Genomic DNA, 16,282 nt, shown 5'->3' on the forward strand with positions numbered 1-16,282 from the left:
AAGTTACGAAATATCGAGTGCATGTTTTTTTCTTTTGTTGGTATTAATCCACTCCCCGGGTATGCATGGGGATCCTATAGATGGCTGTTGATGCGGTGATAAATAAAACCGTACGATCTTTACCCCCAAAACAGACATTGGATGTCCATGGTTCATTTACTTCAATATGGCCGATCAACAGACCGGTCGGACTATAAATAAAGACGCCTTTGCCCGTTAGGTAAATATCTCCTTGATGGTCCAATGTCATCCCGTCAGAACCTTTATCGATAAGCGCTGTCTGTCCGCTGAGCTTGCCGTCAGATTCAATGGTGTACCTATACGTTTTATTCCGTTCGATATCTGCGACATAGAGGTATCTTCCATCGGGCGAGCCGACAATGCCGTTCGGCTTGCTTACATCATCAGCTACTACGATGGGTTTTTTCGCTTTTCCTGGAGGAAGGTAGTAGACTTTCTGCCCCGCTATTTCTGGCTTTTTCCGGGTCCAATAATCGCGCAGATAAAAGGGGTCTGTAAAGTAGATGCCCCCTTTCTTGTCTGCCCAAAGATCATTTGGACCATTCAGTTTCTTTCCATCGATAGCGGTCAGCAGGACGGTAACCTGACCATCTTTGCTGATTGACCAGATTTCGTTCTTTTCGTCGGCACAGGCAAGGAGCAGACCCTGATGGTTAAAGTAAAGTCCATTTGCGCGGCCTGCAGAATCTTTAAAAAGCGAAAGTTGCCCTTTGGTGCTATATTTCCAGATTTTGTTATTGGGCTGGTCGGTAAAATAGATGTCTCCGGTCTTGTCCACTGCCGGCCCTTCGGTAAAGGCAAACTGTCGGGCTATTAATTTTAGGCTGTCCTGATGAAACAACTGTGCGCTGAGGTCTAAGCCATTTAAGGAGAAGAGTACGGACAGCAGGAGTGTAGGCCAGTGCCTGCGAGAATGAGCTGAATGGAACATATCAACTAATTTATCAATTTTCCGGCAATAAATAATTTTCTTGGGCTATACCACCTGGCCTTTGTAATATTTCTTTCTTAACCAAAAAGCTACATTGACCAAGGCAATCAATGCAGGCACTTCCACGAGTGGACCGATAACACCGGCAAATGCCTGGCCACTGTTGATGCCGAAGACGCCAATAGCAACTGCAATAGCCAACTCAAAATTATTACCGGAAGCTGTAAAAGAAATGGCTGCATTTTTGGAATAATCTGCGCCCATTCGTTTACCGATAAAAAAGCTCAGCAGGAACATAATGGCAAAATAGATCACCAAAGGAATCGCAATTCTGACAACGTCCATAGGAATCTGAACGATCAGTTCACCTTTCAGGCTGAACATGACTACAATTGTAAATAATAACGCGATTAAGGTGATGGGAGAGATCAGCGGCACAAATTTGCTTTGGAACCATTCTTCTCCATTTAACTTAATCAGGCCATAACGGCTGATTATGCCCAGTGCAAAGGGAATACCTAAATAAATTCCGACACTTTCCGCAATCTGACCGATCGAAATATTGACATCAAGACCTTTCATCCCAAATACTGGGGGTAGAACGGTGATAAAGATATAAGCATAGACGCTGTACAATAAAACCTGAAAAATGCTATTGAGGGCGATGAGTCCAGCGGCATACTCGCGGTTTCCTTCCGCCAGCTCATTCCATACAACGACCATTGCAATGCAGCGGGCAAGCCCGATAAGAATAAGGCCGATCATATATTCGGGGTAGCCCCGAAGAAATACAATCGCTAGGATAAACATTAGAATAGGCCCTATGATCCAGTTCAGGAGTAGGGAAGCCCCCAGTATCTTTGTGTCTTTAAATACTTTGCCCATATTTTCATATTTCACCTTGGCAAGTGGTGGATACATCATCAGGATCAGGCCAATGGCAAGTGGAATATTGGTGGTGCCGCTCGAGAAAGAATTGATAAAATCAGACGAAGACGGGAAAAGGAATCCAATAGATACTCCGATTGCCATAGCCAGGAAAATCCATAAGGTAAGGTATCGGTCGAGGAAACTCAATTTTTTCCTTTCATGTGCTGGGGCGCAGTTGTTGGCTGACATATTTTTTTGTTAGTGGGTATGTTTATTTATCGAGATTTTCCGCTACAAATTCAGCACTGTATGTTTTGATAAGATCACGTACCCTTCTGAATTCATTCATAACTTCTTCCTCCGTCCCGGTAGCTTTTGCCGGGTCTGGGAAATTGTAATGTAGTTTTTTAGCCCTTGAAGGAAAATATGGACAACTCTCTTTGGCATTATCACAGACCGTAATTACATAGTCAAAGTCTATTGCCGCATACTCATTGACATGATTAGAGGTGTGGGATGAGATATCAATGCCGGCTTCAGCCATAACCTGAATGGCTTTAGGGTTAACGCCATGCGTTTCTATGCCGGCACTATAAACCTCGGCTCGGCTACCTGCGAAATGTCTTAAAAATCCTTCTGCAATTTGGCTGCGGCAACTGTTGCCGGTGCAGAGTACCAATATTTTTTCCATTTTTTAATGTTTTGATTAGCAGCAGCCGCCACCAGGTTTACAAACGGGTCCATCAGCAGCCAGATTAACCATTTCCAGCTTTACAGGTTCGGCTTTAGCAACGGGTGCGCAGCATTCTTCTCCATCTGAAGTGGTGCCACAGCTTCCCCCGCGGTTAATGGCTTTGCACTGGGTATAATCTGGAGTAAGGTTAACGATTAAATCTTGTCCGGATACGGTAAAATTACCCGGATACATTTGGCGCGTATCGAACTGCGAGTTGCCAAATTCAATTTTTACAATAGCATTGGGATTAAGCGATAATTTCTTTTCAACGATATCTACGATAGACATCGCTTTACTTGCCTGCATTGCACGGCCTTCTTCTGTTTCCCTTGGTTCCCATACTTGGACAATGATTTCAGTCCAGGAGTTCATTACACCGCCACAATCGACGGATACGATCGGAGCCTGTTTGATTTCTGTAATATGGTAGGAGGGATCTACCCATTTACCTTCTGCATATTCAAATTGTAAAATTTGATTCGGGTTTTGCTGGAGCTGCGTTTTAAACGTTTCCCAGTTGATAAATGCGGAGTTGTTCATGTTATATTGCAATTTAACGATTGATTGATGTAAATTTTTTTAGCAACAGTTTGTGTTCTCTTTATAAGAGTCAAAGAAAGCTGCCAGGTTTGTTTTCAATAATTTCCAGGCTTTCGGTTCAATGCAATAGCATACCCGTACACCCTCAATGGTGCCCTGGATAATACCCGCATTCTTCAATTCTTTAAGGTGCTGGGAAATTGTTGGCTGTGCCAGTCCTAGTTCCTCAACCAGATCACCACAGATACACGAATTTGCGCGGATGATGGATTGAAGGATCGCAATACGGGCAGGATGGCCCAATGCTTTGAGCATTGTGGCGAGCTGATTCTGCTCTTCTGTGAATATTTCTGTCTTAGTAAGTCCCATAATGTTATTGCAATATTACGATTAATTTTTCTAAAATCCCAAATTGGAAACATAAAAATTATGCTACGATGATATTAATCGAAGTATTGCGCTCAAATCGAACTCGAAATGGCCTACTATTAACTTTTGGAGCAAAGGGTTTATATTGGTGAAAAAAAAAGAGACAACCGATATTCGGCGTCTCTTTTTGTACCTAGGGCGGGAATCGAACCCGCACTCCCTTAACGGGAACAGGATTTTAAGTCCTGCGTGTCTACCAGTTCCACCACCTAGGCAGGTGAGCGAAAAACGAGATTCGAACTCGCGACCCCAACCTTGGCAAGGTTGTGCTCTACCAGCTGAGCTATTTTCGCATTGGAATTATTATTCTTTCAATCTGTCAGAACCTTGCGTTCTTCCTTTTTGGTGGTGCCAGCTGGATTCGAACCAGCGACACAAGGATTTTCAGTCCTTTGCTCTACCAACTGAGCTATGGCACCTTTTCAATTTAGCTGTCTGCCTTATTGATGATGCAAATATAGACGGATTATTTGAATTACGAAAGCTAAAAGTGCTTTTTTTTGCGTTTAAACGCCAACCTACTGATTTTTAAGGGAAAAAAATAAGGGGCTATTCGTGTAGAATAGCCCCTTTATAGGATTACTGGTCGAGTTGATTAAGACAATTTACCAACTTCTAATACCAAGTCAACGATTTTGTTTGAATATCCCCATTCGTTGTCATACCAAGATACAACTTTAACGAAGTTATCATTCAATGAAATTCCTGCTTTTGCATCGAAGATTGATGTACGTGCATCACCTAAGAAATCTGAAGAAACAACTTCGTCTTCAGTATAACCTAAGATACCTTTCAATTCGCCTTCAGAAGCTTCTTTCATTGCAGTTTTGATTTCTTCATATGAAGCACCTTTGTTCAAACGTACTGTTAAGTCAACAACTGAAACGTCTGCTGTAGGAACGCGCAATGACATACCTGTCAATTTACCTTTCAATTCTGGAAGAACCAAACCTACTGCTTTAGCAGCACCTGTAGATGAAGGGATGATATTTTGGTATGCACCACGACCACCTCTCCAGTCTTTTACTGAAGGACCGTCTACAGTTTTTTGTGTTGCTGTAACCGCGTGTACTGTTGTCATCAAACCTTCAACGATACCAAATTTATCGTTTAATACTTTAGCGATAGGCGCTAAACAGTTTGTTGTACATGAAGCGTTTGAAACGATGTGTTGATCAGCTTTCAATTCTTTGTGGTTTACACCCATTACGAAAGTAGGGGTGTCGTCTTTCGCTGGAGCAGACATTACCACTTTTTTAGCACCTGCATCGATGTGTTTTTGAGCCAACTCTTGAGTCAAGAAGAAACCTGTAGATTCGATGATTACTTCAGCACCTACTTCATTCCATTTCAAGTTTGCCGGATCTTTCTCAGCTGTAACACGGATAGTTTTTCCGTTAACAACCAAATTACCGTCTTTTACTTCTACAGAACCGTCAAATTTGCCATGTGTTGAATCATATTTCAACATATAAGCCATATAATCTGGTTCAACTAAGTCATTGATACCAACAATTTCAATTTCTGGACGATTGATAGCCGCTCTAAATGCTAAACGACCAATACGGCCAAATCCGTTAATTCCAATTTTCATATTCTTAATTTTTATTGATATAATATTTAATTAAATTATGTATCGGCTCTTTTACAACAGTACCAATACTGATATTAAATTCGTCTGTGGCAACTTCCCGAAGCAAGTGCTCATAATTAAACGCTACTGAACCCGTAAAGTTTACATCACTGTCCGGATATTCTTTCATCAATGGCTTGATGTAGGTTTTTATAAACGTACGAAGCCCATTTTTAACCAATTGACTCATGAATAGATGATCCTTATTTTCGAGGACAAAGTCGGTAAATGAATTCAGAAAATTTGTCGGTTGTGGGGAAATATACACCCTTTCCAAAATGGTTTTCTTATCGATGTTAAATTCTCTTTCCAGTTTGTCCCGCAGATCAACAGGTAAGGTATCTGTCATATAATGTTTGAGCAACTGCTGGCTGTTCCAGTTTGTCGCCCCTTCATCGGCCAGAATATAACCTAGACCATAGTTATTGTCAATGATTTTTTTCCCTGTATAAAAAGCTGCATTTGATCCACTGCCAATGATGCCAATAATTCCTCTTTCGTCGCCGAAAGTCGAAATTGCCGAAGCAATGACATCATGATCAACCCGTACGCGCGCATTGACGAAAAAACGTTCGAGGACGTTTTTTATTTTATCCTTACGTTCCTTCGACGAAGATCCCGCACCAAAAAAATAGATCCGTCTGATTTTTTCGGCGTTGTTGATCAGGTTGGTGTTTTTATGCAAATGCTGTAGTATGGAGCGCTCATCTTGAAGATAAGGATTGATCCCGTTCATGCGGAACCCCGTGGTGATCCGCCCCTTGTCAGCCAATCTCCAGTCGGAAAATCGAGACCCACTATATACTACTGCTATCATGTCTGTTCAAATTATGATTATAAAATCTCAGCCATCTCCAATAAATCAGGGCTAAGTTTAATTTCCTTATTGCTGATTGCTTCTTCAATTGGAGTTGTCTTGATTTCATTACCACGAAGCCCAACAGTAACTCGTGTGTTTCCGGCCAATAATTCATTGACAGCAGCAAAGCCCAATCTACTCGCAAGCACGCGGTCGAAACTCGTTGGAGAACCACCGCGTTGCAAATGCCCTAATATACTAACTTTCGTGTCGTAATGATCAAACTTTTCTTTTACTTTTTTTGCGACATAATAAGCACCGCCGTTTTGGTCGCCCTCTGCGACAATAACAATAGACGACGATTTCTTCTTAATGGCACCGTCTTCTAAATGACGGATTAAATCGTCAATGGCGGTTTCTTTCTCTGGAAGTAAGATTGCTTCGGCTCCGCCAGCAATGCCTGCATTCAACGCAATACAACCTGAATCCCGGCCCATTACTTCAACAAAGAAAAGACGTTCATGTGACGCCGCAGTATCTCTGATTTTATCAATAGCTTCAATTACAGTATTGTTGGCCGTATCGTAACCAATGGTATAATCAGAACCATAAAGATCGTTATCTATCGTGCCGGGTATACCTATAATAGGTATCTCAAATTCTTTGGAGAAAAAATTAGCCCCTGTAAAGGTACCGTCACCACCAATGACCACCAATGCATCCACACCGGCAGCGATCAGGTTGTCATATCCTTTTCGACGGCCTTCCGGCGTCTTAAACTCCATGCAACGCGCTGTTTTTAATATTGTACCACCACGTTGTATAATATTGCTGACCGAACGCGTATCCATTTCTATGAAATTTGCGTCGATCAGACCTTGGTATCCTTGATAAATACCCGTTACTTGCAATCCCTTATGTAATGCTGTTCGAACAACAGCACGAATACAGGCATTCATCCCAGGAGCATCACCTCCCGACGTCAATACACCTATTTTTTTAATTTCTTTTATCACACGCTATATTTTAGGTTTTACGAATATAAGATTTTTATAGTGTATATTCTACACTTTGAATAAATTTTTCAATATTTTTTTGCGCATCACGTTTAGGAAGCGTATAATTGTTACAGATAACCCGATGATTAGTAACCGCTAAATTTAGCTCAGTATATTGCACATAAATAAATTTAGAAGTTTTGTATAGTAATTTTACCGTTGACTGTGTCATATTAGGCTTTCACGAAGGAGAATTAAAAGTTCTTTTGGCCGAAAGAAATGAATATCCTTTTAAGGATTGGTGGGCATTGCCAGGTTTTTTCGTGGATAATGACGAAGAGATGGAAGATGCCGTAAAACGAATTTTGTATGAGAATACAGGTTTGAAAGATGTATTTATGGATCAACTGCATTCCTTTGCCGGATTAAAACGGCATCCAAAGGGGCGGATTCTGACGGTGGCCTATTACGCCCTCGTGCAGCTGGATAATACCAAATTGAAAACCAAACCTGTTACAAATTATATGAAACAGGCGAAGTGGTTTCCCGTTCGGAATGTACCTGAACTGGCATTTGACCATAAGCAGATTTTGGACCTCTGTCTGGAGCGATTGCAGCGGCGCCTTGCTTATAAGCCGATTGCTTTTGAGCTGCTGCCCGAAAAATTTACCCTCACCCAGTTACAGCTGGTGTATGAGGGAATCTTGAATAAACCACTCGATAAACGCAATTTTAGAAAGAAAATGCAAAATTATGGCTTTCTAAAAGAACTCGACGAAGTGCAGACTGGAGTTGCCTATCGTGCAGCACGGCTCTATAAACTGGATAAACGAAAATTTTTAAAACATTTTCAGAACACGGTCGCATTCTAACAGATCTGTTCGTATAATAAAAGGCAAACTCTCGAGTTTGCCTTTTTTGTTGTCAGGTTAATATCAAAATTATTACAATTTCAAAATTTATTTTGCCCAACATGTTACTTTTTATATTTTTGAACAATTTTTGATAAAAGTCAGAAAGTAGAAAGGAGTTTTTTGAAGAATGGAAGATAGAAAAGATCAAATCATTCATGCGGCGATAAGACGCTTTATGCATTACGGTTTTAGTAAGACTACGATGAATGAAATTGCGGAGGATATAAAAATTACCAAAGCGAATTTGTACTACTATTATTCGGAAAAGAATGCACTTATACGGGATGTGATTGTGCGTTTGACGGATGAATATAGGGAAGAGGAGGAGAAGATGGTGGCTGTGCATGTGGGCACTACCTACGAGCTGATCATGAAAATACTGGAACTGCGCGATGCATTTGTCCGGAAATACTATATGCTGCACATGAACGAAAATCTGGAATGGATCAAGGGACTTTCCATGCAGGATTTTTTTCAGTGTCTCCACAATCGTGATGTACAGGCGCTGTATGAAATTCTTCAAGTGGGCGCTCAAAAAGGGGAACTGAATGAAGAGCATCTTTATGAAACGGCCGAAATCTATGTGGAATTGATGAAGAGCTTATCCTTGATGTGCAATATCTCGGATATCATTTCGGGGATTCCAAATCAGGATCGTTTTGATGAAGTGTTGCAAAAACAAAAGCTGGCTACCAAGCTGTTTTTTAATGGTATAAATAAAAAGTAGATATAAAATTAGGACAAATAAATTAGGAATGAAAACAATCAGAATACTAGCCAGCCTTTTATTAGGTACGATGGTTTTCCAGAGTCATGCACAGCAACAATTGAGCTTAAGTGATGCCATTAAATTTGCTTTGCAGAACAAAGCTGATGCGAAAAAGGCAGGGCTCGATGTCATAAATGCCGAACATAAAATCGCGGAAGTTAAATCAGGCGCATTGCCACAAGTGAATTTTAATGGTGGAATTACCTACAATCCAATGATCCAAAAAGTTGCTTTACCAGGAGAGCTTGTTGGTCAGCCAGGGACAACCGTTATGGCAGCTTTTGGACAAAAATGGCAATCCACAAATTCAATAAGTTTAAACCAACAGCTGTTTAATCAAACGGTATTTACTGGATTGAAGGCTGCTAAAACTACACGTGAATTTTATGTAGTCAACAAGACTTTAACAGATGAGCAGCTTATTGAGAAAGTGGCAAATAGTTATTATGATGTTTATCAGTCCAAATTGCAATTGAAAACTGTAGATAACAACTTGGAGAGCACAACAAAAACAAGGGATGTTATCGAGGGGTTGTTTAAAAATGGGTTAGCGAAGAAGATTGATTTGGACCGTACAAACGTTGCCGTGACGAATTTAAAAGCCTCTAGACAACAGCTGATAAATGCCGTTGAGCTAAAGGAAAATGCGTTGAAATTTGTGATTGGCATGTCCATGTCGGAGCCGATTTCCATGCCGAGCTCCACCTTTGAGACCGTTGCCTTAGATGCTGTATATAATCCGCTAGACGTTTCTGACAGGACGGAGATTCAGGTGTTGGCAAAACAAAATGAATTGCTTGAATTAAATAAAAAAGCAGAGATCTCCAAATATTATCCGACGCTGTCGTTGACTGCCAACTATGGAAGACAGGGTTTGGGACCTGTTTTTCCTTTATTTTCTAAAGCTGAAGGTGTAAATTGGTCCGGCTTTTCGGGTATCGGACTTAATCTGACCGTTCCTATTTTCAACGGATTCCTGACACGATCGAAAGTTCGTCAGGCGCAAATTGATATTGATAAGTTACAGGTGGATATTGCTGATACGAAACTGGCCTTAAGTATGGCAGCAGAGAATTCAAAGGTTCAGATCAAAAACTCCTTGTTGACGATCGAGTCGAATCGCAAAAATGTGGATTTGGCGAAATCGGTATTGGAAGATACAAACAACAACTATAAAAATGGTCTAGCGACATTGACTGATCTTTTGGATGCAGAAAACGCTTATGCAGATGCACAAAATAATTTAAACACTTCCTTGCTGGATTATAAAATTGCTGAAGTTCAGCTGATCAAAGCAAATGGAAAACTTAAATCACTCATTAACGAATAATTGACTAATACAATATGAAACGCGGAATTATTACCCTACTTATTATTGCTGCTGGTCTAGCAGGAATATTTTTTGTGTTAAATAAGAATAAAAAGAAAAACGAAGCCGAAACAGCAGAAGTAGCCAAGAAAAATGTGGCTATTGCTGTGCGTATCGATACAGCAAAAGTATCTTCCATGGATTTACGCTATACTGCTAACGGAACATTTTCTCCGAAACAGGAAGTAACTGTTTCGGCTGAAACTGCCGGCCGGGTAGTGAAAGTATTGGTTGATGAAGGTTCTCATGTGAGTGCGGGACAGACTTTGGCGATCATCGAGGGTGATAAACTGAATGTGAACGTGGCGAATGCGCAAGCCGCATATACCAACGCGCAGGCTGATCTGAATCGCTTTGAAAGTGCTTTTTCTACGGGAGGTGTAACCAAACAACAGTTAGACCAGGTGAAATTGCAATTTGAGAATGCGAAAAATAACTTAAGAGCTTCTAAATTGAATGCTGGCGATGTAACCATCAAAACGTCGGTATCAGGTATCGTCAATTCACGTAAAATCGAACCGGGAACTTACCTGAGTGTCGGTGCTGCGGCCTTCGATATTGTGAATGTTGCTACCTTGAAATTGCGTGTCAATGTAGACGAAAAGAATGTGGCGACCTTAAAGATCGGTCAATCTGTTGATGTGACAGCGAGTGTGTATGCAGACCAACGCTTTACTGGTAAAGTAACTTTTATTGCACCTAAATCGGATGGTAGCTTAAATTTCCCAGTAGAAATCGAAGTAAATAATGCATCGAACCAATTGCGTGCCGGTATGTATGGTACGGCCATCTTCGGCGAAGGCGTTGCCAGCAATACATTGATCGTACCACGAAATGCTTTTGTGGGTAGTGTGAGCGACAACAAGATCTTTGTGCTGAAAAACGGTAAAGCAATCGAAACAAATGTCAAATCGGGTAGAAACTTTGGTGATTACATCGAGATCTTAGGTGGTTTGCAAAATGGCGATCAGGTGATTGTTTCGGGTCAGATCAATCTATTTGACCAAAGCCCTGTAGAGATAATTAAATAGAGCATACTGTAATCAGTAGCAGATGGAACCCCGGTTGCATGGCTATTAAAAATAAATTATTCGAATGAAAATTACCGAAATATCGATAAAACGCCCCAGTATAATTATCGTATTATTTATAATACTGACATTAGGCGGGTTGTTTTCTTATACGCGATTGGGCTATGAATTGGTCCCTAAATTTGAAATTAACGTCATTACGGTACAGACGGTCTATCCGGGAGCTTCACCTGCAGAGGTTGAGAGCTCGGTGACCAAAAAAATAGAGGATGCAATTTCATCCCTGGAAAGTATCAAAAAGGTGGAGTCGACTTCGTTGGAAGGGGTATCGATTGTCATGATTACCCTCAACAACGGCGCGGATGTCAACTTCCTACTTACCGATGCTCAACGGAAAATCAATGCCGTAATCAACGATTTGCCGGATGATGTAAAGACACCTTCACTCTCCAAATTTTCCCTGGATGATGTGGCCATCATGAGTTTGGCCGTCACTTCCAACTTATCGGAGAAAGAACTCTATGATCTTTTGGATAATAAAATCCAGCCGGTCTTTGCGCGGATCAATGGTGTTGCAAAAGTAGACCTGATCGGTGGCGAGGAGCGTGAAATCCAGATCTCTGTAGATCCGAAGAAAATTGAAGGTTATGGACTGACAATTTCTCAGGTACAGCAAATAGTAGCTGCATCCAATCTCGATTTCCCGACAGGTAACGTAAGTACCCGCGATAACCGGACAACCATCCGTCTTTCGGGTAAAGTAACTTCGATCGAGGAGCTGCGTAACCTCCCGATCACAACGCCGGCAGGGGTGCAGATCTATCTGCGCGATATCGCCGATGTACGGGATGGTATCAAAGAGATTGAAAAAGTGGCCCGCCTGGACCGTCAGAATACGATCTTATTGCAGGTCTTTAAACAGTCTGATGCAAATGCGGTAGCGGTGTCCGAAGCGGTGAAGAAAACGATTGCTGTACACGATAAAAGTGGAAAAGTAATTAGTGGTGTAGAGAAGGATTATGCGGCACAGAATATTAAAATTCTGGTGGCCAATGACTCTTCAGAATTTACATTGAATGCGGCCGATAACGTGATCCACGACTTAATGATTGCCATTGCCTTGGTGGGCTTTATCATGTTGTTCTTCTTGCAGAGTTTACGTAATGCGGCGATCACCATGGTGGCGATTCCTTTATCTTTGATTGCAACCTTTATTGGCTTGCTTTTGATGGGCTATACCCTGAACTTGATGTCTTTATTAGGTTTATCTCTGGTGGTAGGTATTCTCGTGGATGATGCGATCGTTGTTATCGAGAATATTCACCGCCACATGGAGATGGGTAAAAACAAAGTGCGTGCGGCATTTGATGGTGCTTCGGAAATTGGATTTACGGTAACGGCGATCACCTTGGTTATTGTGGTGGTGTTCCTACCGATCGCGATGTCTACGGGCTTGGTGGCTAATATCCTGGCACAATTCTGTGTGACTGTAATCATCTCGACTTTATTATCCTTATTGGTGTCATTTACGGTAGTGCCTTGGTTATACTCGCGTTTTGGTAAATTGGAGCACTTGAGCAAAACTTCTTTCTTTGGCCGTATTATTCATGGTTTTGAAAGCGGTTTGAACAGCTTTACACATTGGGTTGCAGGATTGTTAGTTTGGGCCTTAAGAACCTGGAAAACCAAGTTGGCAGCTTTATTATTGGCCATTGGTTTGCTTGCGGCATCGTTTGTTTTGGTTGGTAAGGGGTATATCGGTTCGGATTTCTTCCCGAGTATCGACCGTAAGGAGTTTTTCATCCAGTTGGAACTCGATAAAGATGCTTCCCTGGAGAAGACCAACTTATTGACGCAGAAAGCGGAGGCTTATATTAAATCGAAACCCGATGTCAAAGAAATTATTACGACAGTGGGACAGTCTTCGGATGGTATGGCTTCGACAACGGGTTCGCGTTACAAATCGGAGATCCACGTGATCCTCGACAAAGAAAATTTTGAGGGCAACTCACAGGTGTATTCAGCGACATTAAAGCGTGAACTGGAAAATAAGCTGATCGGTGCAAAAATCAAAACCGTCAATGTGGGTATCATGGGAGCGGAGCAGGCACCATTGAAGCTGACCATCATCGGTGCTTCTGTCGAAGATGCACAGGAATTTGCAGAGAAGGCGGCAGATCAATTGCGCAAGATCCCTGGAGCAGCGGGTGTCAAATTGACTTCTGAAGCGGGTAATCCCGAGATCAATGTGAAGATCGACCGTGATAAAATGACCTCTTTGGGACTAAATGTCTCTACTGTGGGTATGACGATGCAAACGGCATTTTCAGGAAATACGGATAACAAATACAGAGCCGGCGATAATGAGTACGATATCAATATCCGCTATGCGGAAAATGGTCGTGCCAATATCGACAACGTGCGTGATCTGAAATTTATCAATAATCAGGGTGCTTCTATTTCTTTGGATCAATTTGCCAATGTTACTTTTGGTTCGGGACCTACTTTGTTGGAACGTCGCGACAAGTCGCCGGCAGTATCCATTCAGGGACAGGCGATCGGTAGACCAATGGGTACCGTAGCGCAAGAGTGGCAGGCACAGTTTGAAAAACTGCCGCGTAAACCGGGGATCGTCTTTATCTGGGGTGGTAATATGGAAAACCAAACCGAAGGTTTTGGTACTTTGGGAATTGCCTTATTGGCATCTATTATCCTAGTATATTTGGTAATGGTTGCTTTATACGATAGTTTTATCACACCATTTGTGGTCTTATTCTCGATTCCATTGTCGTTTATCGGAGCCCTGTTATTCTTGGCTTTGGGAAATCAGACCTTGAATATCTTTACGATTTTGGGTATCATCATGTTGATTGGTCTGGTGGCCAAGAATGCGATCATGCTGGTTGATTTTGCCAACCATCGTAAGGAAGCTGGCGATAGTACGCACGATGCATTGGTGGCAGCCAATCATGCACGTCTTCGTCCGATTTTGATGACGACAATTGCCATGGTATTTGGTATGATTCCTATTGCAATCGCTACTGGAGACGGTGCCGATATGAATAGAGGTCTTGCGATTGTTATCATCGGTGGTTTGTTATCTTCTTTATTTTTAACCTTGGTTATTGTACCGGTGGTATACTCCATTTTTGACAGTCTTCAACGTCGTTTTGGCAAGAAAGAAAAAACAAATTATGAAGCCTTGATGAAGGAAGATTATGACCATGTAGATGTGGCAGAACACTAAAAAATAATACATTTTACAATAGAAAAAGGCGGCTAATGTTTCATTAGCCGCCCTTTTTGTGTTAATTTTAGGTTAATCAATCGATTGCGTAGATATTTTTTATTACATTGCGGCGCATTAACAAAATATACACTTAAAATTGAGACATACATGTGTGGAATTGTAGGATACACAGGTTATCGTCAGGCGTACGGTATCGTCATTGACGGATTACAAAAGTTAGAATACCGTGGTTATGATAGTGCTGGAGTGGCATTGCATAAAGGTGAGCAGATCGATGTTTACAAAAAAACAGGTAAAGTCGCAAACTTGGAAGAGTTTGTGTACGACAAAGATCTGCAGTCGACCACAGGGATAGGCCACACGCGTTGGGCTACCCATGGTGAGCCTTCTGACCGGAATGCACATCCGCATTATTCCAACAGCGGACGCATCGCGATGATTCATAATGGCATCATTGAAAACTATGCTTCCTTAAAATCGGAATTAATCAATAAAGGTTATACGTTTAAAAGTGATACGGATACAGAGGTTCTGGTCAACTTTATCGAAGAAATCCAATTGCAGAATGAATGCTCTTTAGAAGAAGCGATTCGCATTGCTTTGAAACGGGTCGTAGGGGCCTATGTGATCCTCGTATTGGAGGCCGGTCATCCGGATCGTATTATTGCAGCGCGTAAAGGAAGTCCTTTGGTGATTGGTATCGGTAAAAATGAGCATTTTTTGGGTTCAGATGCTTCCCCGATGTTAGCATACACCAAAGAAGTTGTTTATATCAATGACTACGAACTAGCCATTATCACACCGGAGGAGTTGATCCTTAAAAATCTTGGTAATGAGCGCATCACGCCTTATGTCCAAAAATTGGATCTGGAGTTGTCGGCTATTGAAAAAGGTGGCTTTGATCACTTTATGTTGAAAGAGATCTTCGAGCAACCGCAAACGATCTTTGACTCCATGCGTGGACGTCTGGATCTGCAATCCCATCAGATTACACTGAGCGGCATTGAAAAATTTGCGAATGAGATCAGCAATACCAATCGCATTGTGATTGTTGCCTGTGGTACGAGCTGGCATGCCGGACTTATTGCAGAATATGTTATTGAGGAATTATGCCGTATTAATGTAGAAGTTGAATATGCGTCGGAATTCCGCTACCGTAATCCGGTTATTCATCCGGGGGATGTTATCTTGGCGATTTCCCAAAGTGGTGAAACGGCTGATACATTGGTTGCATTGGAAAATGCGAAAAAACAAGGCGCTATCATATTGGGTGTTGTCAATGTTGTTGGATCTTCTATCGCACGACTTTCTGATGCAGGTGCCTATACACATGCTGGACCTGAAATCGGCGTAGCGAGTACAAAGGCATTTACGGCACAGTTGACTGTATTGAACCTGATTGCCTTAAAGATTGCTTCTTTGAGAGGCTCGATCAGCGAAGAACGTTATCAAAAACTTGCGCAGGAATTAAATGAAGTGCCTGAAAAGGTGGAGTGGATTTTGGATACGCAGGTCGATAAAATCAAGGCCATTGCCAAAAAGTACAAAGATGCCCGAGACTTCCTTTTCTTGGGTAGGGGGTATAATTTCCCGGTTGCCCTGGAAGGCGCGCTTAAACTCAAGGAAATTTCTTATATCCATGCCGAAGGTTATCCTGCAGCAGAAATGAAACATGGACCTATCGCATTGGTTGATGAGAACTTGCCGGTTGTTTTTATCGCTACAAAAGATACTTATCACGAGAAGATTGTTTCAAATATTCAGGAGATCAAAGCGCGTAAGGGAAAGATTATATCGGTGGTTACCAAAGGCGATACCGTTTCTGAAAATCTATCGGATGATTTTATGGAAATTCCGGAGGCAGATGAGATCATTGCTCCATTGATTTCGGTTGTACCATTGCAATTACTATCGTATTATATTGGTGTAGAGCTAGGCTTGGATGTGGACAAACCACGTAACCTGGCGAAGTCGGTAACTGTAGAGTAAGGA

14 protein-coding genes and 3 tRNA genes are annotated in these 16,282 nt (G+C 41.7%); 6 read left to right on the forward strand and 11 right to left on the reverse strand.

Annotated features, from left to right (window positions below):
- Positions 1–43 precede the first annotated feature (43 nt).
- From M2419_RS06645 to pfkA, 11 genes are all read right to left on the reverse strand, one after another.
- Positions 44–952, reverse strand: a complete 909-nt coding sequence (locus tag M2419_RS06645) for an SMP-30/gluconolactonase/LRE family protein (protein WP_259254596.1) — start codon at positions 950–952, stop codon at positions 44–46.
- 45 nt (positions 953–997) lie between these two features.
- Entirely contained in the window at positions 998–2,071 is a 1,074-nt protein-coding gene (gene arsB / locus M2419_RS06650; RefSeq protein WP_259254597.1) for an ACR3 family arsenite efflux transporter, read from the reverse strand.
- Positions 2,072–2,093: 22 nt separating this feature from the next.
- A complete protein-coding gene (locus M2419_RS06655) occupies positions 2,094–2,513 on the reverse strand; it encodes an arsenate reductase ArsC (RefSeq protein WP_075992911.1) in 420 nt (139 codons plus the stop codon).
- Between the two features lie 15 nt (positions 2,514–2,528).
- A complete protein-coding gene (locus M2419_RS06660; protein WP_259254599.1) occupies positions 2,529–3,098 on the reverse strand; it encodes a DUF6428 family protein in 570 nt (189 codons plus the stop codon).
- Between the two features lie 39 nt (positions 3,099–3,137).
- Positions 3,138–3,467, reverse strand: a complete 330-nt coding sequence (locus M2419_RS06665; RefSeq protein WP_075992909.1) for a helix-turn-helix transcriptional regulator — start codon at positions 3,465–3,467, stop codon at positions 3,138–3,140.
- Between the two features lie 190 nt (positions 3,468–3,657).
- A tRNA-Leu gene (locus M2419_RS06670) sits at positions 3,658–3,742 on the reverse strand.
- Positions 3,743–3,747: 5 nt separating this feature from the next.
- A tRNA-Gly gene (locus M2419_RS06675) sits at positions 3,748–3,820 on the reverse strand.
- Between the two features lie 50 nt (positions 3,821–3,870).
- Positions 3,871–3,946, reverse strand: a tRNA-Phe gene (locus tag M2419_RS06680).
- Positions 3,947–4,122: 176 nt separating this feature from the next.
- Positions 4,123–5,121 (reverse strand): type I glyceraldehyde-3-phosphate dehydrogenase, encoded by a 999-nt coding sequence (gene gap, locus M2419_RS06685; protein WP_070561154.1) that lies wholly within the window; start codon positions 5,119–5,121, stop codon positions 4,123–4,125.
- 4 nt (positions 5,122–5,125) lie between these two features.
- Positions 5,126–5,977, reverse strand: a complete 852-nt coding sequence (locus M2419_RS06690) for a hypothetical protein (protein WP_153844740.1) — start codon at positions 5,975–5,977, stop codon at positions 5,126–5,128.
- A 17-nt stretch (positions 5,978–5,994) separates the two neighbouring features.
- Positions 5,995–6,972: a 6-phosphofructokinase gene (gene pfkA / locus M2419_RS06695; RefSeq protein ID WP_075994837.1), complete on the reverse strand. Its 978-nt coding sequence runs from the start codon at positions 6,970–6,972 to the stop codon at positions 5,995–5,997.
- 185 nt (positions 6,973–7,157) lie between these two features.
- On the opposite strand from pfkA, the gene M2419_RS06700 reads away from it, so the two are divergent.
- The 6 genes from M2419_RS06700 (at position 7,158) to glmS (ending at position 16,279) form a co-directional block, all read left to right on the forward strand.
- Positions 7,158–7,829 (forward strand): NrtR DNA-binding winged helix domain-containing protein, encoded by a 672-nt coding sequence (locus M2419_RS06700; RefSeq protein ID WP_075992906.1) that lies wholly within the window; start codon positions 7,158–7,160, stop codon positions 7,827–7,829.
- 169 nt (positions 7,830–7,998) lie between these two features.
- Positions 7,999–8,598 (forward strand): TetR/AcrR family transcriptional regulator, encoded by a 600-nt coding sequence (locus M2419_RS06705; protein ID WP_153844738.1) that lies wholly within the window; start codon positions 7,999–8,001, stop codon positions 8,596–8,598.
- Positions 8,599–8,626: 28 nt separating this feature from the next.
- The gene (locus tag M2419_RS06710) at positions 8,627–9,970 is read left to right on the forward strand and encodes a TolC family protein (protein ID WP_153844737.1); all 1,344 of its coding nucleotides are present in this window, start codon (positions 8,627–8,629) and stop codon (positions 9,968–9,970) included.
- A 14-nt stretch (positions 9,971–9,984) separates the two neighbouring features.
- A complete protein-coding gene (locus M2419_RS06715) occupies positions 9,985–11,040 on the forward strand; it encodes an efflux RND transporter periplasmic adaptor subunit (protein WP_153844736.1) in 1,056 nt (351 codons plus the stop codon).
- Between the two features lie 64 nt (positions 11,041–11,104).
- On the forward strand, positions 11,105–14,287 hold the full coding sequence (locus M2419_RS06720) for an efflux RND transporter permease subunit (RefSeq protein WP_153844735.1): 3,183 nt from the start codon (positions 11,105–11,107) through the stop codon (positions 14,285–14,287).
- A gap of 150 nt (positions 14,288–14,437) precedes the next feature.
- A complete protein-coding gene (gene glmS, locus M2419_RS06725; RefSeq protein ID WP_182331832.1) occupies positions 14,438–16,279 on the forward strand; it encodes a glutamine--fructose-6-phosphate transaminase (isomerizing) in 1,842 nt (613 codons plus the stop codon).
- Positions 16,280–16,282 lie beyond the last annotated feature (3 nt).

It is taken from the genome of Sphingobacterium sp. BIGb0116 (assembly GCF_024808035.1).
Lineage (GTDB): Bacteria > Bacteroidota > Bacteroidia > Sphingobacteriales > Sphingobacteriaceae > Sphingobacterium > Sphingobacterium paramultivorum.

Coding starts and splice junctions, on each gene's coding strand:
- M2419_RS06645 (WP_259254596.1), bottom strand. CDS start 952: ATGTTCCATTCAGCTCATTCTCGCAGGCACTGGCCTACACTCCTGCTG.
- arsB (WP_259254597.1), bottom strand. CDS start 2,071: ATGTCAGCCAACAACTGCGCCCCAGCACATGAAAGGAAAAAATTGAGT.
- M2419_RS06655 (WP_075992911.1), bottom strand. CDS start 2,513: ATGGAAAAAATATTGGTACTCTGCACCGGCAACAGTTGCCGCAGCCAA.
- M2419_RS06660 (WP_259254599.1), bottom strand. CDS start 3,098: ATGAACAACTCCGCATTTATCAACTGGGAAACGTTTAAAACGCAGCTC.
- M2419_RS06665 (WP_075992909.1), bottom strand. CDS start 3,467: ATGGGACTTACTAAGACAGAAATATTCACAGAAGAGCAGAATCAGCTC.
- gap (WP_070561154.1), bottom strand. CDS start 5,121: ATGAAAATTGGAATTAACGGATTTGGCCGTATTGGTCGTTTAGCATTT.
- M2419_RS06690 (WP_153844740.1), bottom strand. CDS start 5,977: ATGATAGCAGTAGTATATAGTGGGTCTCGATTTTCCGACTGGAGATTG.
- M2419_RS06705 (WP_153844738.1), top strand. CDS start 7,999: ATGGAAGATAGAAAAGATCAAATCATTCATGCGGCGATAAGACGCTTT.
- M2419_RS06710 (WP_153844737.1), top strand. CDS start 8,627: ATGAAAACAATCAGAATACTAGCCAGCCTTTTATTAGGTACGATGGTT.
- M2419_RS06715 (WP_153844736.1), top strand. CDS start 9,985: ATGAAACGCGGAATTATTACCCTACTTATTATTGCTGCTGGTCTAGCA.
- M2419_RS06720 (WP_153844735.1), top strand. CDS start 11,105: ATGAAAATTACCGAAATATCGATAAAACGCCCCAGTATAATTATCGTA.
- glmS (WP_182331832.1), top strand. CDS start 14,438: ATGTGTGGAATTGTAGGATACACAGGTTATCGTCAGGCGTACGGTATC.